Genomic DNA, 26,359 nt, shown 5'->3' on the forward strand with positions numbered 1-26,359 from the left:
TCACATGACGGGGTAGGCGATGCGCGAGTCCGTACAGGCAGAGGTCATGATGAGCTTTCTCGTGTCCGAGGAGCTCTCCTTCCGCATCCCGGTGGAGCTGCGCTACGAGAGCTGTGATCCCTATGCCGTGAGGCTGACCTTCCACCTGCCCGGCGATGCGCCGGTGACCTGGGCGTTCGGTCGTGAGCTGCTCATCGACGGGGTGTGCCGGCCGTGCGGGGAAGGAGATGTGCGCGTCTCACCCGCCGAACCGGACTCCCTGGCCGAGGTCCTGATCCGGCTTCAGGTCGGCCGCGACCAGGCGCTGTTCCGTGCGTCCACGGCGTCGCTCATCGCGTTCCTCGACCGCACCGACAAGCTGGTGCCACTCGGTCAGGAGGGCTCCCTCGCCGACTTCGACGCCCACCTCGACGAGGCACTGGACCGCATCCTTGCGGAGGAGCAGAGCGCGGGCTGAGGCAGGCGGCGGGGTCGGCCGGAACGCTTCTGCGTGGGATGCGGAGGACGCAGTAACGCTTCTCCATGTCTCCATGTCTCCATGTGCACGGCGGCTGGAGTCCGTACCGCCCGACCGTCTGTTCACGCGTGCCCGAGTGGCCCGCGCCTCACCGCTTGCGCCGTCGGCCCCGCCCGGTGCGCGCGGCAGCAGGTGCTGCGCCCGCCGTGCCCGCCGCCTGCTCCGGTCCCGGGCGGTCGGCCGCGACCACCAGTGCCGCGAGCAGCGTCGTGACCGGCACCGAGGCGACGAGGCCGATCGAGCCCACCAGCGTGCGTACGATCTCCTCCGCCACCAGTTCGCTGTTGGCGACCGTCCCCACACTGCTCTGCGCGATGGAGAAGAGCAGCAGCAGGGGCAGCGCGGCGCCCGCGTAGGCGAGGACGAGGGTGTTCACCACGGATGCGATGTGGTCGCGGCCGATGCGGATGCCTGCCCGGTACAGCCCCCGCCAGCCCATCGACGGATTCGCCTCGTGCAACTCCCAGACCGCCGATGTCTGGGTGACCGTCACGTCGTCGAGGACACCGAGCGAACCGATGATGACGCCGGCCAGCAGCAGGCCGCTCATGTCGATCGACGGGTACAGGCCGTGGATCAGACCGGTGTTGTCGTCCGTGTTGCCGGTCAGGGCGGCCCAGCCGATGAACTCGGAGCCGAGCAGGCCGATCAGCACGAGTGAGAGCAGCGTGCCCAGTACCGCCACGGATGTGCGGGCCGACAGGCCATGGCACATGTAGAGCGCGATCAGCATGATGGCGCTCGACCCGATCACCGCCACCAGGAGCGGATTCGAGCCCTGCAGGATCGCGGGCAGGATGAAGAAGGTCAGCACCATGAAGCTGATGGCCAGCGCGATCAGGGCCATCAGGCCGCGCATCCGGCCCACCACCACGACGGCGAGCGCGAAGATGCCGGCCAGCAACGCCATGGGGAAGCGACGGTTCACATCGGCGACCGAGTACTGCAGGTCCTTCGGCGCGGAGGGCTCGTAGGCGGCGACGACCTTCTCGCCCTCGTGCAGTTGCCGTGACTGGTCCGGCTGCACGATCTCGGTGAACGTACGGCCTTTGTCCTTGCCGGTGTCGACGCGGATCGTCGCCTTCTTGCAGGTGCCCTTCGCCTGCTGCTGGGCGGATGAGCCCTCGGCGGTCGAGGTGTCCCCCGTCGGAGCCTCGCCCGAGGCGTTCACCGACTTGCAGCTCACGCTCACGACCTTGGCGACCGTCGCCTGCTGGGTCTGCCGGTCGAAACCCACACCGGTGCGCTGGTGCGGCGGGGCGCCGCCGGGCCACAGGACCACGAGCCCGACTGCCACGGCCGCGGTGAACGGGATGAGGATGGCGGCGATGACCTTGCGCAGGTGCTTGGAGACGGGGGCCGCAGGACCATGGCTGTGCGAGTGACCGTGCCCGCCACCAGAACCATGGCCGTGACCCGGCCCGTGCCCGGCGCCGGCCTCGTGGCCGTGCCCGGCGCCGGCCCCCGACCCGTGGTGGTGACCGGCCCCGGAACCATGTCCGCTGCCGTCTCCGGAGCGGTGTCCGCGGGACGGCTCCGGCGGGGGGTAGGGGGGCTGATGTGTCGTGGTCACCGCCAGATCATCGCAAGAACGACAGGGGCCCTCTGTTCAGCGCGCCCGAATTGACGCTAGCGTGGAGGCACCTTTGCACACGCGGGAGCTCGGAGCACCGGGCTGAGAGGGCGCTGACCTCCGTCCCAGCGATGTTTCACGTGGAACATCACCGAAGTCGAGTGATGTTCCCCACGAAACGTCGACAGACGGAAACCGCTGCGTCGACCGCCGAACCTGTTACCGGGTAATGCCGGCGTAGGGAGTAGGTCTCATGACCAACAAGGACGCACGCACGCCTGCCTCCAGCCAGGACGAACAGCCCATTCAGGGCGAACAGTCCCAGGAGGCCGGGAAGTCCATCGGCTGGCACAAGGCGTATGTCGAGGGCTCACGCCCCGATCTGCGGGTGCCGGTACGTCAGGTGCATCTCACCAACGGGCAGTCGGTCACGCTGTACGACACGTCGGGCCCGTACACCGATCCGCTCGTCGATACCGATGTGCGCAGGGGGCTCGCCCCGCTGCGAGAGAACTGGATCATCGCGCGCGGTGACACCGAGGAGTACGCGGGCCGTCCCGCCCGTCCCGAGGACGACGGGATCAAGCACACCTCTCCACGAGGCGGTCTGCGCAACCTCGATGCGGTCTTCCCGGGCCGGCCGCGCCAGCCGCGCCGCAGTCGCGACGGCAAGGCGGTCACGCAGCTCGCGTATGCCCGCCGCGGGGAGATCACGCCGGAGATGGAGTATGTGGCCATCCGGGAGAACGTCTCGCCCGAAGTGGTCCGCCAGGAGATCGAGGCGGGCCGCGCGGTACTGCCGGCCAACGTCAATCACCCGGAGATCGAGCCGATGATCATCGGCAAGCGGTTCCTGGTGAAGGTCAACGCCAACATCGGCAACTCCGCGGTGACGTCCTCCATCGAGGAGGAGGTCGAGAAGATGACCTGGGCGACCCGCTGGGGCGCCGACACGGTCATGGACCTGTCCACCGGCCGCAACATCCACACCACGCGTGAATGGGTGCTGCGCAACTCCCCCGTCCCCATCGGCACGGTGCCGCTCTATCAGGCCCTGGAGAAGGTGGACGGCCGCGCCGAGGAGCTCACCTGGGAGATCTACAAGGACACCGTCATCGAGCAGGCCGAGCAGGGCGTGGACTACATGACGGTCCACGCGGGCGTCCGTCTGCCGTACGTCCCTCTCACCGCGAACCGCAAGACCGGCATCGTCTCGCGCGGCGGCTCCATCATGGCCGCGTGGTGCCTCGCGCACCACAAGGAGTCGTTCCTGTACGAGAACTTCGAGGAACTCTGCGAGATCCTGGCCGCCTACGACGTCACGTACTCGCTGGGCGACGGCCTCAGGCCGGGGTCGATCGCGGACGCCAACGACGAGGCGCAGTTCGCGGAGTTGCGCACGCTCGGGGAACTCAACCGGATCGCCAAGCGTTTCAACGTACAGACCATGATCGAGGGCCCGGGACACGTCCCGATGCACAAGATCAAGGAGAACATCGACCTTCAGCAGGAGATCTGCGATGAAGCTCCGTTCTATACGCTCGGCCCGCTGACCACGGACGTCGCGCCGGCGTACGACCACATCACCTCCGGCATAGGTGCCGCGATGATCGCCTGGTGGGGCACGGCCATGCTCTGCTACGTCACGCCCAAGGAACACCTGGGCCTGCCCAACCGTGACGACGTCAAGACCGGTGTCATCACCTACAAGATCGCCGCCCATGCAGCCGACCTCGCCAAGGGGCATCCCGGGGCGCAGGAATGGGACGACGCGCTCTCCGACGCCCGCTTCGAGTTCCGCTGGGAGGACCAGTTCAACCTCGCCCTGGATCCCGACACGGCACGGGAGTTCCACGACGAGACCCTCCCGGCGGAGCCGGCCAAGACGGCCCACTTCTGCTCGATGTGCGGGCCGAAGTTCTGCTCGATGAAGATCTCCCAGGACATCCGCCGCGAACACGGCGGGAGCCGGGCGGAGATCGAGCAGGGCATGGCCGAGAAGTCGAAGGAGTTCGCGGCCGCGGGCAACAGGGTGTACCTGCCGATCGCGGACTGACGTAGTCCGGGGTGATTGGCCCCTCAGACAGGGAAGACGGTCCCGCTCCTCGGCGTGAGTCGCCGTGGGGCGGAGCCGTCGGCGGGATCGGTGTTCGGCTTGCGCTCCCCCTGCGGGCCCTGGCGGGCCTTTCTGGTGCGGGGGGCGCAAGCCGACGGTTACTCCGGCTGGTGTTCCGGGCCTCCGAAGTCCGGGCTGGTGTAGTCCGGGCTGGTGAAGCTCGGGCGCGCGCCGGGGGTCGAGCCGTCGTCCGGGCTGCTGAAGCCCGGCCGGTCGTAGCCGAGGTGCGGCATGCGGCTGGTCGACGTCGGCGGAGTCGCGGTGTGCAGCGCCGCGGCGGTGCCGGGGTCGGCGAGTGCCTCCCTGAGGAACGGCATGATGCCGCGCTCCAGGAGTGCTTCGCGCCAGGCTTCCCTGGCCAGGGCCACTTCCTCGCTCAGTTCGCCGTATGGCCCGGACTCGAGCGAGGGCTGGTTGCGCAGGGCGGTGAGCAGCAGCCCGACAGCGGCGACGAGGATCGCGGCCGCGGTCATGGCACCGAACACCCAGCCGGCGGTGATCATGGTCTTACCGAACACCTGTTTGGGTTCCAGTGACTTGATGATATAGCCGACGAGCAGGAAGATCACCGCAGCTGTTCCGGCGAGGACGGGGGTGAGGACGGCGGCGACGGCGACGGCGCCCGCGCCGGCCGGCTCGGCGGCCTCGCCGAAGGTGGTGGCGAGCCCCACCGCCGCCGCGCCCGGCTCCGCAGAGCCGGATTCCCGGGTGGACGGTGGGGTGGACGGCGCCGGCTGGCGCAGTTCCTCGCGAACCTTCACGTAGTGCTGGTACTCGGCCGCCGCTGCCACCGTGATGAGTGCGGTGGCGTTGAGCGCCATCGTGCGCAGCTGTTCGGGGTTGAGCCGCTTGCCGACAGCGGCCAGTTCCGGGCGGTTTGGGGCGGAGCGCAGCGCCTCATCGAGGACCCGCTCGTACTCCTGGCGGTCCTCGCTCAGCAGGTGCTGCGGAACGCTGTTCATGTGCATCCCCCGATGCTCCGTAGGGCTTGGGGCTCGCATGCCAACGAGCCGTCGGGCAGAAACGGAGGGGAGCCTGCTACGGATAAGCCGATGGTAGAGCGGCGACGGCACACGGTGACAGGGGGTTTGAAGAAATTGGACCCTGGCCTGCGCCGTTTATCGCAATTCCTTCACGACGGTCGCCTGCCCTGTGAACGTTCAGATATCCAAGGGAAGTTGCTGGACCAGCAGCTTTCCGGCCATGGTCACTCCGCCGTCCATCGCGATGGCGAGTCCCTCGGCGTAGACGTGCGGTCCTTCGACCACGGGCCCTGCGCTGTCCTCGCCCTCCTCGGAGCCGACCTCGCCCAGCAGATACGGAATGGGGCTGTGACCGTGAACGATCCGCGTGCCGCCGTACGTATCCAGCAGGGAGCGTACGGCGTCTGCACCGCCCTCGTCGCGGAAGGAGAACCGCTTGGTGAACTTGCGGAACAGATCCCAGCATTCGTCGGCGTCGTTGCGCGTGAGCGTTTCGCGGACGGTGTCGTTGACCGCCTCGATCGAGTCGCCGTAGTCGAGGTAGGCGGTGGTGTCCGAGTGGACGAGCAGATAGCCGTCGACCTCCTCGACGGCGTCGAGGCGGGCCATCCACTGGAGGTGATGGTCCTGGAGGCGGTCCATGTCGGTCTTCTGGCCGCCGTTGAGCAGCCAGGCCGCCTGAAAGGTCGCGGTGCCCGCACCGGAGTTTACGGGGGTGTCGCCGAACCGCTTGGCGCCCAGCAGCAGCAGCTCGTGGTTGCCCATGAGCGCCTTGCAGTAGCCGCCGGCGGCGGCCGCCTCCGCGGACAGCCGCATCACGAGGTCGATGACGCCGATGCCGTCCGGGCCGCGGTCGGTGAAGTCGCCGAGGAACCACAGCCGGGAGGTGCCCGCGCACCAGTTGCCCGCGGCGTCGACGAGGCCCTGCTCCTGGAGGGCGGCCAGCAACTCGTCGAGGTAGCCGTGCACATCACCGACGACGTACAGCGGGCCCGCGCCGTCCGTCTGCTGCGGGATGGGGAGGGACGCGGGGTCGACGGGCACCTGAAGCGTGTCACCGCGGTTGATGACCGGCAGGTCGCGCTGTGTCGGGGTGTACCCCTCCGGGTGGTCGCCCGGCTCCTCGACGGGTCTGGCGACATCGCCGGGGTATGTGCTGTGGCCGTACGGACCGGTCTCGTGGACATACGCCGGTACCCGGAAGTCGCGCAACGTCGCCGTCCGCTCCGTCTCGGGTCCCTGACCGGCCCCCTGAGTCATCAGACCCCTCCACCATCGCGCCGCATCTGCACCGCTTCGGACTGCCTGGTCGCAGCGGCCCGCGGTGTCGTGGGCCCATCATAGGAATGCCGATCGCGCCATGTGATGACCCAGGGGTGGTGAATCGGAGGAAGAGTCCAGTTCACCGCGGCTTTCGCCCCGATTGGGCAGGGCTTCGACCGCCTGCTGACGGCCTTGGTTCTACTCCTCTTCGGGCGAGCGCGGCGCGCTGACGGTCGTACGCGGCGGACGTCGCTGGGACGAGGTACGCACGATCAGCTCCGTCGGTATCACCTGCTCGACCGGTTGGTCCGATTCGACCCCCTCGATCGCGTCGATGAGGAGCTGCACCACGGCCGTGCCGATGCGGCGCGGCTTCAGTGAGAGTGTGGTGATGGGCGGTTCGGTGTTGGCGTACACGGTGGATTCGCTGCAGCAGACCAGAAGCAGGTCGTCCGGCACCCGCAGGCCGTAGCGGCGGGCCGCGGCGAGCAGGTCGGTGCCGTTCGGGTCGAACAGGCCGTAGACGGCGTCGGGCCGGTCAGGGCGGGCGAGCAGCCGGTCGGCGGCGACGGCGCCCGCGCACGGGTCGTGCGCCGGGTAGGCCTCGTACACCGGGTCCTGCCCGACGCGTTCGCACCAGCGCAGATACGCCGTGGTCGACAGGTGGGTGTACGTGTCGGTCGAGGTTCCCGTCAGCAGTCCGATGCGGCGTGCGCCGGCGTCGGCCAGGTGGTCGAGGATGCCGAGTACGGCGGCTTCGTGGTCATTGTCGACCCAGGCGGTGACCGGGAGCGAGCCGGCGGGGCGGCCGTCGGAGACGACGGGCAGGCCCTGCCGCACCAGTTCGCTGACCACCGGGTCCTGGTCGGAGGGGTCGATGACGACCGTGCCGTCGAGCGCGACGTTCGACCACACGTCGTGGCGGGAGGTCGCGGGCAGGATGACCAGGGCGTAACCGCGGGCGAGCGCGGCCGAGGTGGCGGCGCGCGCCATCTCGGCGAAGTAGGCGAACTCGGTGAAGGTGAAAGGTTCATCCCCGTACGTCGTCACGGTCAGGCCGATGAGGCCCGACTTGCCGGTACGGAGGGTTCGGGCCGCTGCCGACGGGCGATAACCCAGCCGGTCGGCGACCTCTCGGACATGACGCCGGGTGGCGTCCGGGAGCCGGCCCTTGCCGTTGAGGGCGTCGGAGACGGTCGTGATGGAGACTCCGGCGGCGGCGGCGACGTCTCTGATGCCCGCCCGGCCCGGCCGGCTGCCTCGGCGTGAGGTTTCCGCGCGGCTCACCTGGTGCTTCCCTGCTGCTGTCATGGCGAGCCGATAGTAGGGCTCATGGAGTGGGGTAGGGCGGACGCATATGCACGCGTTGACAGGCACGTTTCTGCAAGGTCATATACCGTCAACTACCTTTGAAACAAAGTCAGTTGAACGATCCAATGGAACTACGTGACTTGTCGGCGCGCATGGGCCTGCCAAGTCCCCGATGTTTCGAAGAGGTCTCAACTCACCTTGATGGGCGATGCGCGCCAGGGCGCGAGCCACCGGCGCATAGATATATGTGGCCGCGCCCCCCGGTTCGTCTGCCTACGGGTGGTGATGCCCCTGATGTGCATGTGACGGATGAGGTCTGTCCTCAGCTGTACGCAGCGGCGCCGAATCCTCATAAGGTGAGCAGTATTGGAAGCCGGTGGTCATGAGGAGGACTGCGGTGAGCGAGACGAGCCCCAAGCTGCGCCCCGAGCTGGAGGGTATCCCCACCTACAAGCCGGGCAAGCCTGCCGCGGCCGGCGGTCCGGTGGCTTACAAGCTGTCCTCCAACGAGAACCCGTATCCGCCGCTGCCCGGTGTGATGGAGACGGTGACGGCCGCGGTCTCGTCCTTCAACCGCTACCCCGACATGGCCTGTACCGGCCTGATGGGCGAGCTGTCGGACCGCTTCGGTGTCCCGCTCTCCCACCTGGCCACCGGCACGGGTTCGGTCGGTGTCGCCCAGCAGCTGATCCAGGCGACCAGCGGCCCCGGTGACGAGGTCATCTACGCCTGGCGGTCTTTCGAGGCGTACCCGATCATCACGCAGATCAGCGGCGCGACCTCGGTGCAGGTGCCGTTGACGCCGGGCGATGTGCACGACCTGGACGCGATGGCGGACGCGATCACCGAGCGGACGCGCCTCGTCTTCGTCTGCAACCCCAACAACCCGACCGGCACGGTGGTACGGCGTGCCGAACTGGAGCGGTTCCTGGACCGGGTGCCCGGCGACGTCCTGGTCGTACTGGATGAGGCCTACCGCGAGTTCATCCGCGACGCCGAGGTGCCGGACGGCGTGGAGCTGTACCGCGAGCGGCCGAACGTCTGCGTGCTGCGCACGTTCTCCAAGGCGTACGGTCTCGCGGGCCTGCGCGTCGGCTTCGCGATCGCCCATGAGCCGGTGGCGGCGGCGCTGCGCAAGACGGCGGTGCCGTTCGGCGTGAGCCAGCTTGCGCAGGAGGCTGCCATCGCCTCGCTCCGCGCCGAGGACGAACTGCTCGGCCGGGTCGGCTCGCTGGTCTGTGAGCGCAACCGCGTGGTCGACGGGCTGCGCGCCCAGGGCTGGACCGTGCCCGAGACCCAGGCCAACTTCGTGTGGCTGCGACTGGGGGAGAGCACGGTCGCGTTCGCGGCGGCGTGCGAGCAGCACGGCGTGGTGGTCCGGCCGTTCCCGGGCGAGGGTGTGCGGGTGACGGTCGGGGAGACCGAGGCGAACGACATCTTCCTGAAGGTGGCGGAAGGGTTCCGCAAGGAGCTGTGAGGCGGCGTTACTCGTCTACGAGTTCCACGCGCACCGGGTCGCCGTCTCGGACCGTGGCGAGGAGTGCGGGGTCGCCGTCGAGGCGGCCCAGGACGTTGCACGGGCTCGCGAGGCGGCACTCGGCGCCTCGCGAGATCGGGGTGGGCCCGTAGGGGAGTGCAAGGGCGTCGCCGTCGGTCCAGAAGGCGACCGTGCCCGGGTCCACGACCTGCCTGGCCGATGTTTCACGTGGAACCGAGACGCCCGTGTCGAAGTAGACCTCCTCGCCCCAGGTACGGGCGGTGGAGGTGAGCGGCAGTGCCTTGGTGAGGGCCTGCGCGGTCGGGGTGTCGTCGAGGGTTGCGGTGAGGTGGCCGGCGGGCCACGAGATCCGTATCTGCACGACAGGCAATTCAACAAGATGTTGAAGTTGCTGCCAAGGGGTTGACGTGACGCAGAAGACAGGACCCCCCTGCTGATCGGCGAAAACGGGTGCGTCATAATTGCTTGTGAATGTGAACGCTTTCACAAGCGGTAAGGAGCGGCGACGTGGACCTGGCTTTGGCGCCGGAGACCCTGGCGCGATGGCAGTTCGGCATCACGACCGTCTACCACTTCCTGTTCGTCCCCCTGACGATCTCGCTGGCCGCTCTCACGGCCGGCCTGCAGACCGCCTGGGTGCGCACGGAGAAGGAGAAGTACCTCAGGGCGACCAAGTTCTGGGGCAAGCTTTTCCTGATCAACATCGCGATGGGTGTGGTCACCGGCATCGTGCAGGAGTTCCAGTTCGGCATGAACTGGTCCGACTACTCGCGCTTCGTCGGTGACGTCTTCGGCGCCCCGCTGGCCTTCGAGGCCCTGATCGCGTTCTTCTTCGAGTCGACCTTCATCGGCCTGTGGATCTTCGGCTGGGACAAGCTGCCCAAGCGCATCCATCTGGCCTGCATCTGGATGGTCTCGATCGGCACGATCCTGTCGGCGTACTTCATCCTCGCGGCCAACTCCTGGATGCAGCACCCCGTGGGCTACCGGATCAACAAGGCGAAGGGGCGTGCCGAGCTCACCGACTTCTGGCACGTGCTCACCCAGAACACCGCGCTGGCCCAGGCGTTCCACACGCTCTCCGCGTCCTTCCTGACCGGTGGCGCGTTCATGGTCGGCATCGCCGCCTTCCATCTGTTCCGCAAGAAGCACGTCCGGGTGATGAAGACCTCGCTGCGGCTGGGTCTGGTCACCGTCGTCATCGCCGGTCTGCTCACCGCGATCAGCGGTGACACCCTCGGCAAGGTCATGTTCAAGCAGCAGCCGATGAAGATGGCCGCCGCCGAGGCGCTGTGGGACGGCCAGAACTCCGCGCCGTTCTCGATCTTCGCGTACGGCGACGTCAGCAAGGGCCACAACAGCGTCGAGCTGTCGGTCCCCGGCCTGTTGTCGTTCCTCGCCGACGACAACTTCCACTCGTACGTCCCCGGCATCAACGACACCAACAAGGCCGAGCAGAAGAAGTACGGTCCCGGTGACTACCGGCCCATCATCCCGGTCACTTTCTGGGCGTTCCGCTGGATGATCGGCTTCGGTATGGCGTCCTTCGCCATCGGCCTGGCCGGACTCTGGCTGACCCGCAAGAAGTTCATGCTGCCGCAGCATCTGAGGGTCGGTGACGACGAGGTGCCGCATCTGGTCCTCTTCAGGAACAAGGCGCTCAGCCCCAAGCTCAGCAGGCTGTACTGGCTGGTGGCGATCTGGACCCTGGGCTTCCCGCTGATCGCCAACTCCTGGGGCTGGATCTTCACCGAGATGGGCCGCCAGCCGTGGGTCGTCTACGGCGTCCTGCAGACCCGGCACGCGGTCTCCCCCGGCGTCTCCCAGGCCGAGGTCCTCACCTCGATGATCGTCTTCACCACGCTCTACGCCATCCTCGCCGTCATCGAGGTCAAGCTGCTGGTGAAGTACGTCCAGGCGGGACCGCCCGAGCTCACCGAGGCCGACCTCAACCCGCCCACGAAGATCGGCGGCGACACCCGTGACGCCGACAAGCCGATGGCCTTCTCGTACTAGGCCGAGGGAGATCGAGTCATGGAACTTCACGACGTCTGGTTCGTCCTGATCGCCGTCCTGTGGACCGGCTACTTCTTCCTGGAGGGCTTCGACTTCGGGGTCGGCATCCTCACCAAGCTGCTGGCGCGGAACCGGCCCGAGAAGCGGGTGCTGATCAACACGATCGGTCCCGTGTGGGACGGCAACGAGGTCTGGCTCCTCTCGGCCGGCGGTGCGACCTTCGCCGCCTTCCCCGACTGGTATGCCACGCTCTTCTCCGGCTTCTACCTGCCGCTGCTGATCATCCTCGTCAGCCTGATCGTGCGCGGTGTCGCCTTCGAGTACCGGGCGAAGCGGCCCGAGGAGAACTGGCAGCGCAACTGGGAGACCGCGATCTTCTGGACCTCGCTGATCCCGGCGTTCCTGTGGGGCGTCGCCTTCGGCAACATCGTGCACGGCGTGAAGATCGACAAGAACTTCGAGTACGTCGGCACCTTCTGGGACCTGCTCAACCCGTACGCGCTCCTCGGCGGGCTCGTGACCCTCACGCTGTTCACCTTCCACGGGGCCGTGTTCACGGCGCTGAAGACGGTCGGGGACATCCGTGAGCGGGCACGGAAGCTGGCGACGGTGGTCGGTCTCGTCACCGCCGTGGTGGCGCTGATCTTCCTGCTGTGGACGCAGGTCGACAGCGGTGACGGCAAGAGCCTGGTCGCGCTCGTCGTGGCCGTGGCCGCGCTCGTCGCCGCCCTGGTGGCGAACCAGGCCGGGCGCGAAGGCTGGTCGTTCGCGCTGTCCGGAGTCACGATCGTGGCCGCCGTGGCGATGCTCTTTCTGTCGCTCTTCCCGAACGTCATGCCGTCGTCGCTCAATGGGGACTGGAGCCTCACGGTCACCAACGCCTCGTCGAGCCCCTACACCCTGAAGATCATGACCTGGTGCGCGGCGATCGCCACGCCGATCGTCCTGCTCTACCAGGGGTGGACCTACTGGGTGTTCCGCAAGCGGATCGGTACGCAGCACATCGCTGACGCCGTGCACTGAGTCCGAGGTGGGGCATGTTTCACGTGAAACGTGCCCCTTGAGGAAGAGGGTGTGTTTCACGTGAAACCGATCGACCCGCGGCTGCTCCGCTACGCCCGTGCCACCCGCCTCTTCATGGTGGCGGTCGTCGGCCTGGGCGTCGTCGGTGCGGCGCTGGTCATCGCTCAGGCGATGCTCATCGCCGAGGTGGTGGTGGGTGCCTTCCAGCACGGGATGTCGGTCGGTGACCTCGGTACTCCCCTGTTGCTGCTGGCGGCCGTCGCCGGTGGCCGTGCGCTGGTCTCGTGGCTCACCGAGCTCGCGGCGCACCGGGCGAGCGCAGCGGTGAAGTCGGAGCTGCGGGGCCGGCTGCTGGAGCGTGCTGTCGAGCTGGGGCCGGGATGGCTGAGCGGGCAGCGGACCGGGTCGCTCGTTGCCCTCGCCACCCGTGGGGTCGACGCCCTCGACGAGTATTTCTCGCGTTATCTGCCGCAGCTGGGGCTCGCGGTGGTCGTGCCGGTGGCGGTGCTGGCCCGGATCGTCACCGAGGACTGGGTCTCGGCGGTGATCATCGTGGGGACCTTGCCGCTCATCCCGGTCTTCATGATCCTTATCGGCTGGGCCACCCAGTCCCGGATGAACCGTCAGTGGCTGCTGCTGTCCCGGCTGTCCGGACACTTCCTGGATGTCGTCGCGGGGCTGCCGACGCTGAAGGTGTTCGGGCGGGCCAAGGCGCAGGCCGAGTCGATCAAGCGCATCACCGGCGAGTACCGGCAGGCGACCATGCGGACGCTGCGGATCGCCTTCATCTCGTCCTTTGCGCTGGAGCTGCTCTCCACGCTGTCGGTCGCCCTGGTCGCGGTGACGATCGGTATGCGGCTCGTGCACGGCGAGATGGACCTGTACATCGGCCTCGTCATCCTCGTCCTCGCGCCCGAGGCCTATCTGCCCTTGCGGCAGGTCGGGGCGCAGTACCACGCGGCGGCGGAGGGACTCGCGGCCGCCGAGGAGATCTTCGCGGTCCTGGAGACGCCCGTTCCGGCATCGGGCACGGCAGCCGTGCCGGGGGGCGGTATTGCCTTCGAGGGTGTGACGGTCCGGTATCCCGAGAGGTCCGAGGATGCCGTGGTGGATGTGTCCTTCGCCGTCGAGCCCGGCGAGAGCGTCGCGCTCGTCGGGCCGAGCGGGGCGGGCAAGTCGACGCTGCTGAACGTACTGCTGGGGTTCGTGCGGCCGGCCGAGGGGCGGGTGCGGGTCGGGGGAGCCGATCTGGCCGAGGCCGATCTCGAGCAGTGGCGGTCGAGGATCGCCTGGGTGCCGCAGCGGCCGCATCTGTTCGCCGGGACGATCGCCGAGAACGTACGGCTGGCCCGGCCCGACGCCGACGACACCGCCGTACGCAAAGCGTTGGGCGATGCCGGGGCACTGGGGTTCGTGGACGCGCTGCCCGGGGGCTCACAGACCGTGCTCGGGGAGGACGGGGCCGGGTTGTCCGCCGGGCAGCGGCAGCGCCTCGCGCTGGCCCGCGCCTTCCTCGCGGACCGGCCCGTACTGCTGCTCGACGAGCCGACCGCAGCCCTCGACGGGGCCACCGAGGCCGAGGTCGTGGAGGCGGTACGGCGGCTGGCGGTGGGGCGGACGGTGCTGCTGGTGGTGCACCGGCCGGCGCTGCTCAAGGTGGCGGACCGGGTGGTACGGCTGGGGGCGGCGGACGCGGCAGCGCCTATGGAGCGGTCTGTATCCCCCGCCCCTTCCGCGCAGTCCGCAGCCGTGACGTCCGAGGTTCGACCCGTGGCGGCCGCTCCAACGGAGACCGGGGCAAGCGGTCTCACGGCGGGCACGCACGCCGTCCTCGCCCGCGTCCGGGCCATGTCCGGCCCCCGGCGCGGTCGTCTCGCCCTTGCCCTGCTGCTCGGCAGCCTTGCGCTCGGCAGTGCCGTCGGGCTCATGGCCACCTCCGGGTGGCTGATCTCACGGGCCGCGCAGCAGCCGCCCGTGCTGTATCTGATGGTGGCCGTGACCGCGACACGGGCCTTCGGTATCGGACGGGCCGTCTTCCGGTACGCCGAGCGGCTCGTGTCGCACGACGCGGTGCTGCGAATGCTCGCCGACACGAGGGTCGCCGTCTACCGGCGGCTGGAGCGACTGGCGCCCGCCGGGCTGCGCCGCACCCGCCGGGGCGACCTGCTCTCGCGGCTCGTCGCCGACGTGGACGCCCTGCAGGACTACTGGCTGCGCTGGTTGTTGCCCGCCGGGTCCGCGGCGATCGTGTCCGCCGCCTCCGTCGGTTTCACCACCTGGCTGCTGCCCCAGGCCGGCCTCGCACTCGCCGTCGGGCTGGTGGCGGCCGGGGTAGGGGTCCCGCTGGTCACCGGTGCCGTGGCGCGCCGCGCCGAACGCAGGCTGGCCCCCGCCCGAGGGGTGCTCGCAACCCGCGTGACCGATCTGCTCACCGGCACCGCGGAGCTGGCCGTCGCCGGCGCCCTGCCGGCTCGTACCGCCGAGGCACGGCGCGCCGACGGCACGCTCACCCGGATCGCCTCGCGCGCCGCCACCGCCACCGCGCTCGGCGACGGACTCACCGCGCTGCTCTCCGGCCTGACGGTCGCCGCCACCGCCCTCGTGGGCGCCCAGGCGGTCGTCGACGGGCGGCTGGGCGGCGTGGCGATGGCCGTCGTCGTCCTCACCCCGCTGGCCGCCTTCGAGGCGGTCCTCGGGCTGCCGCTCGCCGTGCAGTACCGGCAACGGGTGCGCAGAAGCGCGGAGCGCGTGTACGAGGTCCTGGATGCGCCCGAGCCGGTACGGGAGCCGGAGCAGCCCCGGCAGGCCCCCACCTCCCCCTTCCCGGTCGTCCTGAAGGGCCTGACCGCCCGGTACGAAGGGCAGGACCGGGATGCGCTCGGCGGCCTCGACCTCACCCTCCACCAGGGGCGTCGGATCGCCGTGGTCGGACCGTCCGGCTCCGGCAAGACGACGCTGGCGCAGGTGCTGCTGCGCTTCCTGGACCCGGACGCGGGCTCGTACACGCTGGCCGGCGTGGACGCCCAGGCGCTCGACGGCGACGACGTACGACGGCTCGTCGGGCTGTGTGCCCAGGACGCGCACCTCTTCGACAGCTCGGTACGCGAGAACCTGCTGCTGGCTAAGAAGGGCGCCGGCGAGGGCGACCTGCACGACGCGCTGGCCCGGGCCCGGCTGCTGGACTGGGCCGACAGCCTGCCCGACGGGCTCGACACACTGGTCGGCGAACACGGGGCCCGGCTGTCGGGCGGACAGCGGCAGCGCCTCGCGCTGGCCCGCGCACTCCTCGCCGACTTCCCGGTTCTCGTGCTCGACGAACCCGCCGAACACCTGGACCTGCCGACGGCCGACGCCCTCACCGCGGACCTGCTGGCCGCCACCGAGGGCCGCACGACGCTGCTCATCACGCACCGGCTGGCCGGCCTGGAGGCGGTCGACGAGGTCGTCGTACTGGACGACGGACGGGTGGTGCAGCGCGGGACGTATGCCGAACTGGCCGCCGTAGCAGGGCCGTTGCGGGCGATGCTGCAGCGGGAGGCGGAGACGGAGCTGCTGGCCGGAGCGACGTCGTAGCACGAGCCCAGCGTTCATGGTGCGACAGACGCCGTACGGACCGCGTCGCGGGGCGTCCGTACTGAGCCATCCGGGGTGCTGCTTCCCCCAGGCGTAGGACTTGAACATGACCGGTCCCCGTCGGTCGGGTCACGATCGCTGACATGCGTTCATTCCACCCCCATCCGCTGCTCCTTCCGGCCCTGTTGTGTGCGCTCGTCATGCTCGTGGGCCGGCCCACGGAGGCGATGGGCGTGGGCGACGGGGACGAGCTCGGCAGCGGCATCAGCGCCCAGGTCGAGCAGCTCTACGAGGACGCGGCGTTGGCCACGCAGCAGTACGAAGCGGGTCGCCAGGAGGCCGACGTGCGGCGGGCGCAGGCCGAGCAGGCCCAGGCGCTGCTGGACGGTGAACGGCAGCAGATCGCCCGCCTGCACGAGGACCTCGGCCGGATGGCGCGCGCCGAGTACCGCACCGGCGGCGGTCTCCCGGTGGCCGCACAGCTGATCCTCGCGGACAGCCCCGACGCTCTGATGCGCAGTCAGCACATCCTGGCGCAGGCAAATCTGGCCCTGGCCGGGTCGGTCGCCAGGAGCCGCCGGGCCGAGGCACGCTTCGCCGCCGACGAGGCGAAGGCCAAGGCGGCATGGCAGGCGCTGGAGCAACAGAACATCGAGCTCGCCGCCGTGAAGGACACCATCGAACGGAAACTCGAGGAGGCGCGTGGGCAGTTGCAGGGGCAGGCGGCGGCTTCCGTCGCGGCAGGCAGCTGCCCCGGCTCCGTCCGGCTCCATCAGCCGGCAGCCAAGTTCACGAAGCCATGGGTCGCGCCCGTGGAGACGTACGTACTGTCCGCCGGCTTCGGCAGCGGTGGCGACCGGTGGGTGAACCGGCACACCGGGCAGGACTTCGCGGTACCGATCGGCACGCCGGTGCGGGCGGTCGGCGCGGGACGCGTGGTGAGCGTGTCGTGCGGAGGCGCCTTCGGCATCGAGATCGTGATCCAGCACCCTGGCGGCTACTACACGCAGTACGCCCATCTCGCCGCCGTCGCAGTCGACCAGGGCGAACGGGTGGACACCGGGCAGTGGATCGGCCAGTCGGGCACCACCGGCAACTCCACCGGCCCGCACCTGCACTTCGAGGTGCGTGTCACCCCGGAGATGGGCTCCGCGGTGGACCCGGTGCCATGGCTAGCGGCACGAGGCGTCCGCCTCACATGACCAGTACGGGCAGGGCTAACCCCGCTCTGCCAGCATCCGCTCGATGACAAGCGCCACCCCGTCGTCGTTGTTGGCGACTGTGCGGCCCGAGGCCGCGGCGATGACGTCCGGATGCGCGTTGCCCATCGCATAGGACTGGCCCGCCCAGGTGAGCATCTCCACATCGTTCGGCATGTCCCCGAAGGCCACGACCTCCTCGTGCGAGATGCCGCGCTCCGCGCAGCACAGGGCGAGCGTGCTCGCCTTGGAAACGCCGGGGCCGCTGATCTCCAGCAGGGCGCTGGGACTTGAGCGGGTGACGTTCGCCCGGTCGCCGATGGCGAGACGGGCCGTGGTGAGGAAACCGTCCGGATCGAGGGACGGGTGATAGGCAAGGATCTTCAGCACCGGCTCGGCGGCACCGGGCCCGTCCGGCGCCAGCAGGTCCTCGGCCGGCATGAGGTTGTCCGGGATCTCCATGTGCAGCTTCGGATAGTCCGGCTCCTGGTGGAAGCCGTATGTCTGCTCCACCGCGTACACCGTGCCCGGCGCCGCGTCGCGCAGCAGCCGTACGGCGTCCAGCGCGTTGTCCCGGGCCAGCTCCCGCACCTTCACGAAGCGGTGGGCGCCCGGGCCGCCGTGCAGGTCGACCACGGCCGCGCCGTTGCCGCAGATCGCCAGGCCGTGGCCGTGGACATGATCGCTGACGACGTCCATCCAGCGGGCCGGGCGGCCGGTGACGAAGAAGACCTCGATGCCCGCGTCCTCGGCGGCGGCGAGGGCGGCGACCGTGCGCGGGGACACCGACTTGTCGTCCCGCAGGAGGGTGCCGTCGAGATCGGTGGCTATGAGCCGCGGCGCTGCGGCGGCGGCCGGGGTCTCGGGCTGTCGAGTCGCTGAGGTCACTCGCCCATTCTCCCGCATATGCCTGCACGGCCGTGCGGGAGCCCGCACATGTGGGTGGTTACCGTCCTCATCAGTGCCGTCCCAGGCCGATCAGCCGAGCTGCGCCGGGGCCTCCATGGCTATCTGCTCGAAGACCTTCTCGTCGGCGGCGAAGTCCGAGTCGGGTATGGGCCAGTGGAGCACGATCTCGGTGAAGCCCAGCTCTCCGTGGCGGCCCGCGAAGTCCACGAACGCGTCGAGCGACTCCAGCGGCCGGCCGCGGTCCGGGGTGAAACCGGTGAGCAGGATCTTGTCCAGTGCGGTCACGTCCCGGCCGATCTCGGCGCAGGCGTCGGCCAGCTTCTCGGCCTGACCGCGAATGGCTTGAATTGACTGTTCAGACGTGCCGTTCTCGAACAGCCTGGGGTCGCCCGTGGTCACCCATGCCTGCCCGTACCGCGCGGCGAGCCTCAGCCCGCGGGGGCCGGTCGCCGCCACCGCGAAGGGCAGCCGGGGCCGCTGGACACAGCCCGGTATGTTGCGCGCCTCGTGCGCCGAGTAGAAGTCGCCCTCGTAGGACAGCCCCTCCTTGCCGTCCTCGGTCAGCAGCGAGTCCAGGAGCTGGACGAACTCGGCGAACCGGTCCGCGCGCTCCCGCGGGGTCCAGGGCTCCCGCCCCAGCACCGTGGCGTCGAAGCCGTTGCCACCCGCGCCGACGCCGAGGGTGAGCCGGCCCGAGGAGAAGTCGTCGAGGGAGATCAGCTCCTTCGCGAACGGAACCGGGTGGCGGAAGTTCGGCGAGGTCACCAGGGTGCCCAGCCGCATCCGCTCGGTGACGGCCGCCGCCGCGGTCAGGGTCGGTACGGCACCGAACCACGGGCCGTCCCGGAAGCTGCGCCAGGACAGGTGGTCGTAGGTGTAGGCGGTGTGGAAGCCGAGCTGCTCCGCGCGCTGCCATGCCGAACGGCCGCCCTCGTGCCAGCGGCGGTACGGGAGGATCACAGTGCTCAGACGCAGACTCATGTCCCCGAGACTAAGCGGCTCCACTGACAACGGACGAAACGGTCACCGTGCGCGGTCGCACGGCCACGCGACGAGGCCGGCGGGGGCCGGGCGCCAGCGCGTCGCTGCGCGTCAGTGCGTCTGCGGGAAGCGCAGGTACCGAGGCGGCACGGCCTTGGTGAGCCACACCCCGTTCTCGCTGACATGGAAGACGTGCCCGTCGCGGTGCATCGCGGCGGCGTCCACGGACAGCACGACGGGTCGGCCGCGGCGGGCGCCGACACGGGTGGCGGTCTCCCGGTCCGGCGAGAGGTGCACGTCGTGCCGGTTCATGGGCCGCAGCCCCTCGGCGCGGATCGCGTCCAGGTTGCCGGCCACGGTCCCGTGGTAGAGGTACGGCGGCGGGGTGGCCGGGGCGAGCCCGAGGTCGATCTCGATGCTGTGGCCCTGACTGGCGCGGATCCGGGTGCCCTCGACGGCAAAGCGTTTCTTGTCGTTGACGGCGACGACGTGGTCCAGCTCCTCGCGGGTGAAGCGGAAACCGTGCGCGGCGGCCGCGGAGATCAGTACGTCGATCTCGACCCAGCCTGCCTCGTCGAGCGTCAGCCCGATCCGTTCTGGCTGGTGGCGCAGGTGTTTCGAGAGGTACTTCGGCACCTTTACGGTGCGTCTTTCATCCATGCGTCTTTCGTCCATCCGTTCAGCATGACGGGAGAGACGGGGATCACGCAGAATATTTTGGCGGGTAGGTTTGATCCACAACCAACTAGTGTTATCCACAGGCCAGTTGGCCGTTCTGTGGACAACTTCCCCTACATGTCAGCGCCGTTCGTCAAGATCACCTGGGGGCACCTCCCTTGACGTGAGCGCACCCAAAGCCCGTGCGTGCACCTCCCGTTCAGCCGCCAGGCGCACGAACTCCGCCGCCCCCTCCGACCCAACCAGCGCCTCCACCGCCCGCATTGTCTCCGCGGGCAACGGCACGAAGCGTGGGGCAGGGCGGTCCGGTGCGGGGTCCCCGGCGCCGAGCTGCTGCCGCAGCTGTCGTACCGCCAACAACCGCATCGCCCGCGCGAGTTCCGCATCCACGGTCTGCTGCGCGAGGGGCCGCAGTCGCCGTACGAGCGAGGCGGCTTCCGCTGCGTCCGCGTCCGTCGGGCGGTGCGGTCCGCCGAGGTAGCGGGCGAAGACATGCTCAGTGGTGAACTCCAGGAAACGGGCGGCGATGTGCTCGACCTGGCCCCTCAACTCCCGCAGATGGCCCGAGATCGCAGCCAGCGGGACACCGGCGGCATGCAACTCGACGGCCACGGCGAGCTCTTGGGGGCTCGGTACGAGGAAGGAGCCCTCGTCGCCGGGAACCGGCTCCAGCACGCCCAGCTCCACGGCGTCGGCGACCGCTGCGTCGTCAGGGTCGCCGCCGAAGCGCTCGTCCAGTTCGGCACGCGAGATCCGTACCGCCTCCTCGTCGGTCCACGGGCCGTCGACCTCGGCCACCAGCCCGAGCACCCCGCCCAGGCCGCGGCCCGCGTCCCAGGCCTCCAAAAGCTCCTTGATGGAGGCCAGGGTGTAGCCGCGGTCCAAGAGGTCGGCGATCTGGCGCAGGCGGGCGAGATGCGCGTCCGAGTAGAGGTTGGCGCGGCCGCGGCGCTCGGGACGGGGGAGGAGGCCGCGGTCCTGGTAGGCGCGGATGGTGCGGACGGTGGCGCCGCTGTGGTGCGCCAGGTCCTCTATCCGGTACGGCGACTGCATGCCGAGTGCCTCCGTCCGCCGGCGTTTTCGAGCAACTTCCCTTTCACAGCGGTGGTTCCATGCGTGCGATCGCCCGCAACGCGCGCGGGGTGAACCGGGACATGAAGTGCGCGCCCCGGGCCTCCGGAGTGACCGGCACGACCGCCTCGTTGCGCACGACCGCCCGCAGGATCGCGTCGGCGACCTTCTCCGGCGGGTAGTTGCGCAGGCCGTACAGCCGGGCCGCCTTCTTCTGGCGCCGCTTCTCCTCCTCGGCGTCCACGCCGGTGAACCGTGCCGTCGAGGTGATGCCGGTGTTGACGAAGCCCGGGCAGATCGCGCTCACGCCGATTCCCTGGCCCGCCAGTTCCGCGCGCAGGCACTCGCTGAGCATCAGCACGGCCGCCTTGGAGGTGCTGTAGGCGGGCAGCGACCTGGACGGCTGGTACGCGGCCGCCGACGCGGTGTTGACGATGTGGCCGCCCTGTCCGCGCTCGGCCATCTGCTTGCCGAAGAGCCGGCAGCCGTGGATCACACCCCACAGGTTGACGTCGAGGACCTTCTTCCAGTCCTCCGGGCTGGTGTCGAAGAAGGATCCGGACAGGCCGATCCCGGCGTTGTTCACGAGGACGTCCACCACCCCGTACTCGGTGGCGACCTTCTCGGCGAGCTTCTCCATGGCGTGTTCGTCGGAGACGTCGGCCGTCTCCGCCCAGGCCTCGGGGGCGCCGACCAGACGGGACAGCTCGGCGGTGCGGGCGGCGGCCTCGGCGTCCCGGTCGACGGCCACCACACGTGCTCCGGCCTCCGCGAAGGCGAACGCCGTGGCCCGCCCGATGCCGCTGCCCGCGCCGGTGACCAGGACGAGCTGCCCGCCGAAGCGCTCGGCGTACCTGCCGGGCGCCGCCACCTTGGTCTTTCCGCCCTCGGTGGCCGTCACGAACTCGGTGATCCAGGCGGCGAGTTGGTCGGGGCGGGTGCGGGGTATCCAGTGCTTGGCGGGGAGTGTGCGGCGGGTCAACTGCGGGACCCACAGCTCCAGTTCGTCGTAGAGCTTCTCCGACAGGAAGGCGTCCCCCAGGGGTGTGATGAGCTGCACGGGCGCGTGCGCGTAGGCGTCCGGGCGGGGCCTGCGCAGTCTGGCGCGGACGTTGTCCCGGTACAGCCAGGCGCCGTGCGCCGCGTCGGTGGGGAGTGAGGAGGTCGGGTAGTCGCCACCGGGTACCTTCTCGACGCGCTCCAGGATGCGCGGCCAGCGCTTGCCGAGAGGGCCGCGCCAGGCGAGTTCGGGCAGTACGGGCGTGTGCAGCAGGTACACGTACCAGGACTTGGCGCCCTGGCCGAGGAGCTGGCCGACACGGCGCGGGGTGGGCTTCTTGAGGCGTTTGCTGATCCAGTGCCCGAAGTGGTCGAGGGACGGGCCGGACATCGAGGTGAAGGAAGCGATGCGTCCCTCGGTGCGCTGGACGGTGACGAACTCCCAGGACTGCACCGAGCCCCAGTCGTGCCCGACCACGTGCACCGGCTGGTGCGGGCTGACGGTGTCGATCACTGCCAGGAAGTCGTCCGTGAGCTTCTCCAGGGTGAAGCCGCGGCGCAGCGGCTGCGGTGCCGTCGAACGGCCGTGTCCGCGGACGTCGTAGAGGACGACATGGAAGCGCTCGGCGAGCCGCGGGGCTACCTCGGACCACACTTCCTTGCTGTCGGGGTATCCGTGCACGAGGACCACCGTCGGCTGCCCGGAGTCGCCGAGCTCCGCCACGCACAGCTCCACGCCGCCGGTCACCACCCGGCGCTCCCGCGCGCCCTTCAGCACCGACTCGGAAAAGCCCGTCACTTGTCCTCCGCCCAGCGCCGCACGTGCGGCAGATCGTCGTCCAGCCAGAAGGCGCTCTGCTCGGGGTCCTTGGAGTCGGTGACGACCAGGATCTCCTCGAACTTCGCGCCCGTACCCCGGAAGCCGAGATGGGGTTCGACCGCCCACAGGCCCGGCTGCGGAGGGTGGTCGGAGAAGCGGTAGGGCGACCACAGCGGGGACCAGCCGTCGCGGTGGCCGTGCAGCGCGTCGGAGGCGAGCCCCTTCAGGGACTGTGTGCCGAACCCGAACAGATGCGGTGACCAGCGGCGCTGCTTCACGCGGTCGACCTTGTGCGCGATCACGCCGAAGGGGTAGGCGCGGTGCCGGTTGGCATAGCCCTGGCGGACCATGAGGCGGTCCACGTCCTCGTAGATCGCCCGTAGCGGGCGCCGCTCGCGGACCTCGCGCAGGATCAGTTCGCGGTGCGCCTGAAGGTCGGCCATGAGCTTGTCCTGCACGGGGTTGATCCCGAGGGAGCCCGAATAGCCGATGTCGGCCGTGCAACCGTCGTACACGGGGGCCATGTCCAGGATGAACGGCATCCCGGGCTCGAGCCGCCGGTCGGTCGGGAAGAACTGCAGCGGGATGCGGAAGTTCACGAACGCCGTGCGGTCCCCGAACCAGGCGAAGGGCAGATGGAACCAGTCCCGCACGCCCCGCTCGCGCAGCCAGGCGCGCTGCATGCGGGCCGCCTCCCGCTCCGTGACTCCCGGCTGCAGCTGTGCGGCGACCGCCTCCGCGCACTCGTAGGCGAGGCGTTGCACCTGCCTGAACCCCCGCAGCCGCGCGGAGAGTTCGTCTGTCACTGCCGTCGTCATGCCACCGCCCACCTCGTCCACACCGACTGCGGTACGTGCCCGTAACTTGACACTGGTGAATGTGACAGTTGTTAGAGGCTGCGTCAATAGGGAAGGTCCGGGCTGTGGATAACTCTGCGTAGCCCTCAGGTAGGGGGATCCCCTACGGACCCGTACGCCTGGAGGCTGATGCCAGGACAGCTCTGCGGTCTGACGACCGGCGTGGTCGGCGTCACTATCGTCTAAGCCGTGACTGTGATCGCGACCGAAAGCCTGAGCAAGCGGTTCCCCCGGGTGACCGCGCTTGACCGGCTCTCCGTCGACGTCGGGCCCGGGGTGACCGGACTCGTCGGAGCGAACGGAGCCGGCAAGTCCACACTGATCAAGATCCTCCTGGGTCTGTCCCCCGCCTCCGAGGGCCGCGCCGAAGTGCTCGGGCTCGACGTCGCGACCAAGGGTGGCGACATCCGTGAGCGGGTCGGCTACATGCCGGAGCACGACTGCCTGCCGCCGGACGTATCGGCCACCGAGTTCGTCGTCCACATGGCGCGCATGTCCGGCCTGCCGCCCACGGCCGCGCGCGAGCGCACCGCGGACACGCTGCGCCATGTCGGTCTGTACGAGGAGCGCTACCGCCCCATCGGCGGCTACTCGACCGGTATGAAGCAGCGCGTCAAGCTCGCGCAGGCGCTGGTCCACGACCCTCAGCTGGTCTTCCTGGACGAGCCGACCAACGGCCTCGACCCGGTCGGCCGCGACGAGATGCTCGGCCTGATCCGCCGTATCCACACCGACTTCGGCATCTCGGTCCTGGTCACCTCACATCTGCTGGGCGAGCTCGAGCGCACCTGTGACCACGTGGTGATCATCGACGGCGGCAAGCTCCTGCGCTCCAGCTCCACCACGGACTTCACGCAGACCACGACCACCCTCGCGATCGAGGTCACCGACAGCGACGAACACCCGGACGGCACGCGCGCGGTGCGCGAAGCGCTGCACGCGCGCGGGGTGGACGTCGCCGACGGCAGCGACGGCCTGCCGGGTGCCGGCCACATCCTGCTGCTCACGGCGCAGGGCGATCAGACGTACGACCTCGTACGCGACGTGGTCGCGGATCTCGGCCTCGGCCTGGTGCGCATGGAGCAGCGCAGGCACCACATCTCGGAGGTCTTCAAGAGCGAGGAAGAGCAGCGGAAGGAGGCGGTCGGCCATGGCAGTTGAGCACCCCTCGGCGGCTGCGCCGGGTGACCAGACCCGCATCCACAACATCGGCTACCGCAGCTACGACGGCCCCCGCCTCGGCCGCTCCTACGCCACCCGCTCCCTGTACTCGCAGTCCCTGCGCGGCGCCTACGGCCTCGGCCGTTCGATCAAGTCCAAGGTGCTGCCGATGCTGCTGTTCGCGGTGATGTGCGTGCCGGCGGCCATCATGGTGGCCGTCGCCGTCGCCACCAAGGCGCACGCACTGCCCGTCCAGTACACGCGCTACGCGATCATCATGCAGTCCGTCATCTGCCTGTACGTCGCCTCGCAGGCACCCCAGTCCGTCTCGCGCGACCTGCGCTTCAAGACCGTACCGCTGTACTTCTCGCGGCCGATCGAGACCGCCGACTACGTGCGCGCGAAGTACGCGGCGCTGGCATCGGCGATGTTCATCCTGACCACGGCCCCGCTGATCGTGCTCTATGTGGGCGCGCTGCTGGCCAAACTTGACTTCGCCGACCAGACCAAGGGATTCGCCGAAGGACTCGTATCCGTGGCACTGCTCTCACTGCTCTTCGCCGGCATCGGCCTGGTCATCGCATCGGTCACCCCGCGCCGCGGCTTCGGCATCGCGGCCGTGATCGCCGTGCTGATCGTCTCCTACGGCGCCGTCTCGACGCTCCAGGCGATCGCCTACAACCAGGGCAGCACGAGCGCCATCCCCTGGATCGGTCTCTTCTCGCCGGTCACGCTCATCGACGGCGTGCAGTCCGCCTTCCTCGGCGCGACCCCGGCCCTCCCGGGAGGCCACGGCCCCTCGACGGGGCAGGGCGTGGTGTACGTCCTGCTCACCCTGGGCCTGATCGCCGCCAGCTACGGCCTGCTGATGCGCCGCTACAAGAAGGTGGGACTGTGACCACGCTCCAGATCGACCACGTCTCCCGCTGGTTCGGCAACGTGGTCGCCGTCAACGACATCACCATGACGATCGGCCCCGGCGTCACGGGCCTGCTCGGCCCGAACGGCGCCGGAAAGTCCACCCTCATCAACATGATGGCCGGCTTCCTGGCCCCCTCCACCGGCACCGTCACCCTCGACGGGCAGCAGGTCTGGCGCAACGAGGCGATCTACAAGCACATCGGCATCGTCCCCGAACGCGAGGCGATGTACGACTTCCTCACCGGACGCGAGTTCGTCGTCGCCAACGCCGAGTTGCACGGCCTGGGCGCCAAGGCCGCCCAGAAGGCGCTGGCCACAGTCGAGATGGAGTACGCGCAGGACCGCAAGATCTCCACGTACTCCAAGGGCATGCGCCAGCGCGTGAAGATGGCGAGCGCCCTGGTCCACGACCCTTCGCTGCTCCTGCTGGACGAGCCCTTCAACGGCATGGACCCACGCCAGCGCATGCAGCTCATGGATCTGCTGCGGCGCATGGGAAACGAGGGCCGCACGGTGCTGTTCTCGTCGCACATCCTCGAAGAGGTCGAGCAACTCGCCTGGCACATCGAGGTCGTCGTCGCCGGTCGCCACGCGGCCAGCGGCGACTTCCGCAAGATCCGCCGTCTGATGACCGACCGCCCGCACCGCTACCTGGTGCGTTCCAGCGACGACCGCGCGCTTGCGGCCGCACTGATCGCCGACCCGTCGACATCGGGCATCGAAGTCGACCTCGCCGAGGGCGCGTTGCGCATCCAGGCCGTCGACTTCGGCCGTTTCACGACGCTGCTGCCCAGGGTCGCCCGCGACCACGGCATCCGGCTGCTCACGGTCTCGCCCTCCGACGAGTCCCTCGAGTCCGTCTTCTCGTACCTGGTCGCGGCGTAGGAGGC

The 26,359-nt window shown here is 69.4% G+C and carries 21 protein-coding genes; 10 read left to right on the forward strand and 11 right to left on the reverse strand.

From position 1 onward, the window contains the following. Positions 1–19: 19 nt before the first annotated feature. Positions 20–457: an SsgA family sporulation/cell division regulator gene (locus tag ACWCRD_RS06945; protein WP_266957524.1), complete on the forward strand. Its 438-nt coding sequence runs from the start codon at positions 20–22 to the stop codon at positions 455–457. Positions 458–605: 148 nt separating this feature from the next. Here the strand turns inward: ACWCRD_RS06945 and ACWCRD_RS06950 are convergent, their stop codons facing one another. Beyond that, positions 606–2,090, reverse strand: a complete 1,485-nt coding sequence (locus tag ACWCRD_RS06950) for a YibE/F family protein (protein WP_450964878.1) — start codon at positions 2,088–2,090, stop codon at positions 606–608. A 253-nt stretch (positions 2,091–2,343) separates the two neighbouring features. Here ACWCRD_RS06950 and thiC point away from each other — a divergent pair, with 253 nt between their 5' ends. Then, positions 2,344–4,146, forward strand: a complete 1,803-nt coding sequence (gene thiC, locus ACWCRD_RS06955; RefSeq protein ID WP_450964879.1) for a phosphomethylpyrimidine synthase ThiC — start codon at positions 2,344–2,346, stop codon at positions 4,144–4,146. A 158-nt stretch (positions 4,147–4,304) separates the two neighbouring features. Here thiC and ACWCRD_RS06960 read toward each other — a convergent pair whose 3' ends face one another. The 3 genes from ACWCRD_RS06960 to ACWCRD_RS06970 form a co-directional block, all read right to left on the reverse strand. Next, positions 4,305–5,174 carry a hypothetical protein gene (locus ACWCRD_RS06960; protein ID WP_450964880.1) on the reverse strand — a complete coding sequence of 290 codons (870 nt, stop codon included), beginning with the start codon at positions 5,172–5,174 and terminating at the stop codon, positions 4,305–4,307. 192 nt (positions 5,175–5,366) lie between these two features. After that, positions 5,367–6,449, reverse strand: coding sequence for a metallophosphoesterase (locus ACWCRD_RS06965; RefSeq protein WP_450964881.1), 1,083 nt, complete (start codon positions 6,447–6,449; stop codon positions 5,367–5,369). Positions 6,450–6,650: 201 nt separating this feature from the next. After that, complete coding sequence (locus ACWCRD_RS06970; RefSeq protein ID WP_030938801.1) at positions 6,651–7,763, reverse strand: LacI family DNA-binding transcriptional regulator; 1,113 nt, start codon at positions 7,761–7,763, stop codon at positions 6,651–6,653. A 397-nt stretch (positions 7,764–8,160) separates the two neighbouring features. Between ACWCRD_RS06970 and hisC the strand changes: the two genes are divergently transcribed. Next, positions 8,161–9,240 (forward strand): histidinol-phosphate transaminase, encoded by a 1,080-nt coding sequence (hisC, locus tag ACWCRD_RS06975; protein ID WP_450964882.1) that lies wholly within the window; start codon positions 8,161–8,163, stop codon positions 9,238–9,240. A gap of 7 nt (positions 9,241–9,247) precedes the next feature. Here hisC and ACWCRD_RS06980 read toward each other — a convergent pair whose 3' ends face one another. Beyond that, positions 9,248–9,622, reverse strand: coding sequence for a cyclophilin-like fold protein (locus tag ACWCRD_RS06980; RefSeq protein ID WP_450964883.1), 375 nt, complete (start codon positions 9,620–9,622; stop codon positions 9,248–9,250). Positions 9,623–9,768: 146 nt separating this feature from the next. On the opposite strand from ACWCRD_RS06980, the gene ACWCRD_RS06985 reads away from it, so the two are divergent. The 4 genes from ACWCRD_RS06985 to ACWCRD_RS07000 all read left to right on the forward strand — a co-directional run bounded on the left by ACWCRD_RS06985 (position 9,769) and on the right by ACWCRD_RS07000 (position 17,075). Then, positions 9,769–11,277, forward strand: a complete 1,509-nt coding sequence (locus ACWCRD_RS06985) for a cytochrome ubiquinol oxidase subunit I (protein WP_450964884.1) — start codon at positions 9,769–9,771, stop codon at positions 11,275–11,277. Between the two features lie 18 nt (positions 11,278–11,295). After that, positions 11,296–12,300, forward strand: coding sequence for a cytochrome d ubiquinol oxidase subunit II (gene cydB / locus ACWCRD_RS06990; RefSeq protein WP_450964885.1), 1,005 nt, complete (start codon positions 11,296–11,298; stop codon positions 12,298–12,300). A gap of 60 nt (positions 12,301–12,360) precedes the next feature. After that, complete coding sequence (cydD, locus tag ACWCRD_RS06995) at positions 12,361–15,873, forward strand: thiol reductant ABC exporter subunit CydD (RefSeq protein WP_450964886.1); 3,513 nt, start codon at positions 12,361–12,363, stop codon at positions 15,871–15,873. 143 nt (positions 15,874–16,016) lie between these two features. Then, a complete protein-coding gene (locus ACWCRD_RS07000) occupies positions 16,017–17,075 on the forward strand; it encodes a peptidoglycan DD-metalloendopeptidase family protein (RefSeq protein WP_450964887.1) in 1,059 nt (352 codons plus the stop codon). Between the two features lie 15 nt (positions 17,076–17,090). Here ACWCRD_RS07000 and ACWCRD_RS07005 read toward each other — a convergent pair whose 3' ends face one another. The 6 genes from ACWCRD_RS07005 to ACWCRD_RS07030 form a co-directional block, all read right to left on the reverse strand. Next, on the reverse strand, positions 17,091–17,978 hold the full coding sequence (locus ACWCRD_RS07005; RefSeq protein WP_344403237.1) for an HAD hydrolase family protein: 888 nt from the start codon (positions 17,976–17,978) through the stop codon (positions 17,091–17,093). A gap of 72 nt (positions 17,979–18,050) precedes the next feature. Beyond that, positions 18,051–18,962, reverse strand: a complete 912-nt coding sequence (locus ACWCRD_RS07010; protein WP_450964888.1) for an LLM class flavin-dependent oxidoreductase — start codon at positions 18,960–18,962, stop codon at positions 18,051–18,053. Positions 18,963–19,073: 111 nt separating this feature from the next. After that, a complete protein-coding gene (locus ACWCRD_RS07015; protein WP_450964889.1) occupies positions 19,074–19,622 on the reverse strand; it encodes an RNA 2'-phosphotransferase in 549 nt (182 codons plus the stop codon). Between the two features lie 138 nt (positions 19,623–19,760). Beyond that, positions 19,761–20,693 (reverse strand): MerR family transcriptional regulator, encoded by a 933-nt coding sequence (locus tag ACWCRD_RS07020; protein ID WP_450964890.1) that lies wholly within the window; start codon positions 20,691–20,693, stop codon positions 19,761–19,763. Positions 20,694–20,736: 43 nt separating this feature from the next. Next, a complete protein-coding gene (locus ACWCRD_RS07025; RefSeq protein WP_450964891.1) occupies positions 20,737–22,509 on the reverse strand; it encodes an SDR family oxidoreductase in 1,773 nt (590 codons plus the stop codon). Next, complete coding sequence (locus tag ACWCRD_RS07030; RefSeq protein WP_450964892.1) at positions 22,506–23,348, reverse strand: M24 family metallopeptidase; 843 nt, start codon at positions 23,346–23,348, stop codon at positions 22,506–22,508. Before ACWCRD_RS07030 ends, ACWCRD_RS07025 begins: the two co-directional genes overlap by 4 nt. A 234-nt stretch (positions 23,349–23,582) precedes the next feature. Here ACWCRD_RS07030 and ACWCRD_RS07035 point away from each other — a divergent pair, with 234 nt between their 5' ends. From ACWCRD_RS07035 to ACWCRD_RS07045, 3 genes are read left to right on the forward strand one after another with little or no spacing between them, the layout of a single operon-like run. Continuing rightward, a complete protein-coding gene (locus ACWCRD_RS07035; protein ID WP_450964955.1) occupies positions 23,583–24,548 on the forward strand; it encodes an ABC transporter ATP-binding protein in 966 nt (321 codons plus the stop codon). Further along, positions 24,538–25,446, forward strand: coding sequence for an ABC transporter permease (locus ACWCRD_RS07040; protein ID WP_450964893.1), 909 nt, complete (start codon positions 24,538–24,540; stop codon positions 25,444–25,446). Before ACWCRD_RS07035 ends, ACWCRD_RS07040 begins: the two co-directional genes overlap by 11 nt. Continuing rightward, positions 25,443–26,354: an ABC transporter ATP-binding protein gene (locus ACWCRD_RS07045; RefSeq protein WP_450964894.1), complete on the forward strand. Its 912-nt coding sequence runs from the start codon at positions 25,443–25,445 to the stop codon at positions 26,352–26,354. The genes ACWCRD_RS07040 and ACWCRD_RS07045 overlap by 4 nt, the downstream gene beginning before the upstream one ends. Positions 26,355–26,359: the final 5 nt, after the last annotated feature.

The organism is Streptomyces sp. NPDC002092, from assembly GCF_053593775.1.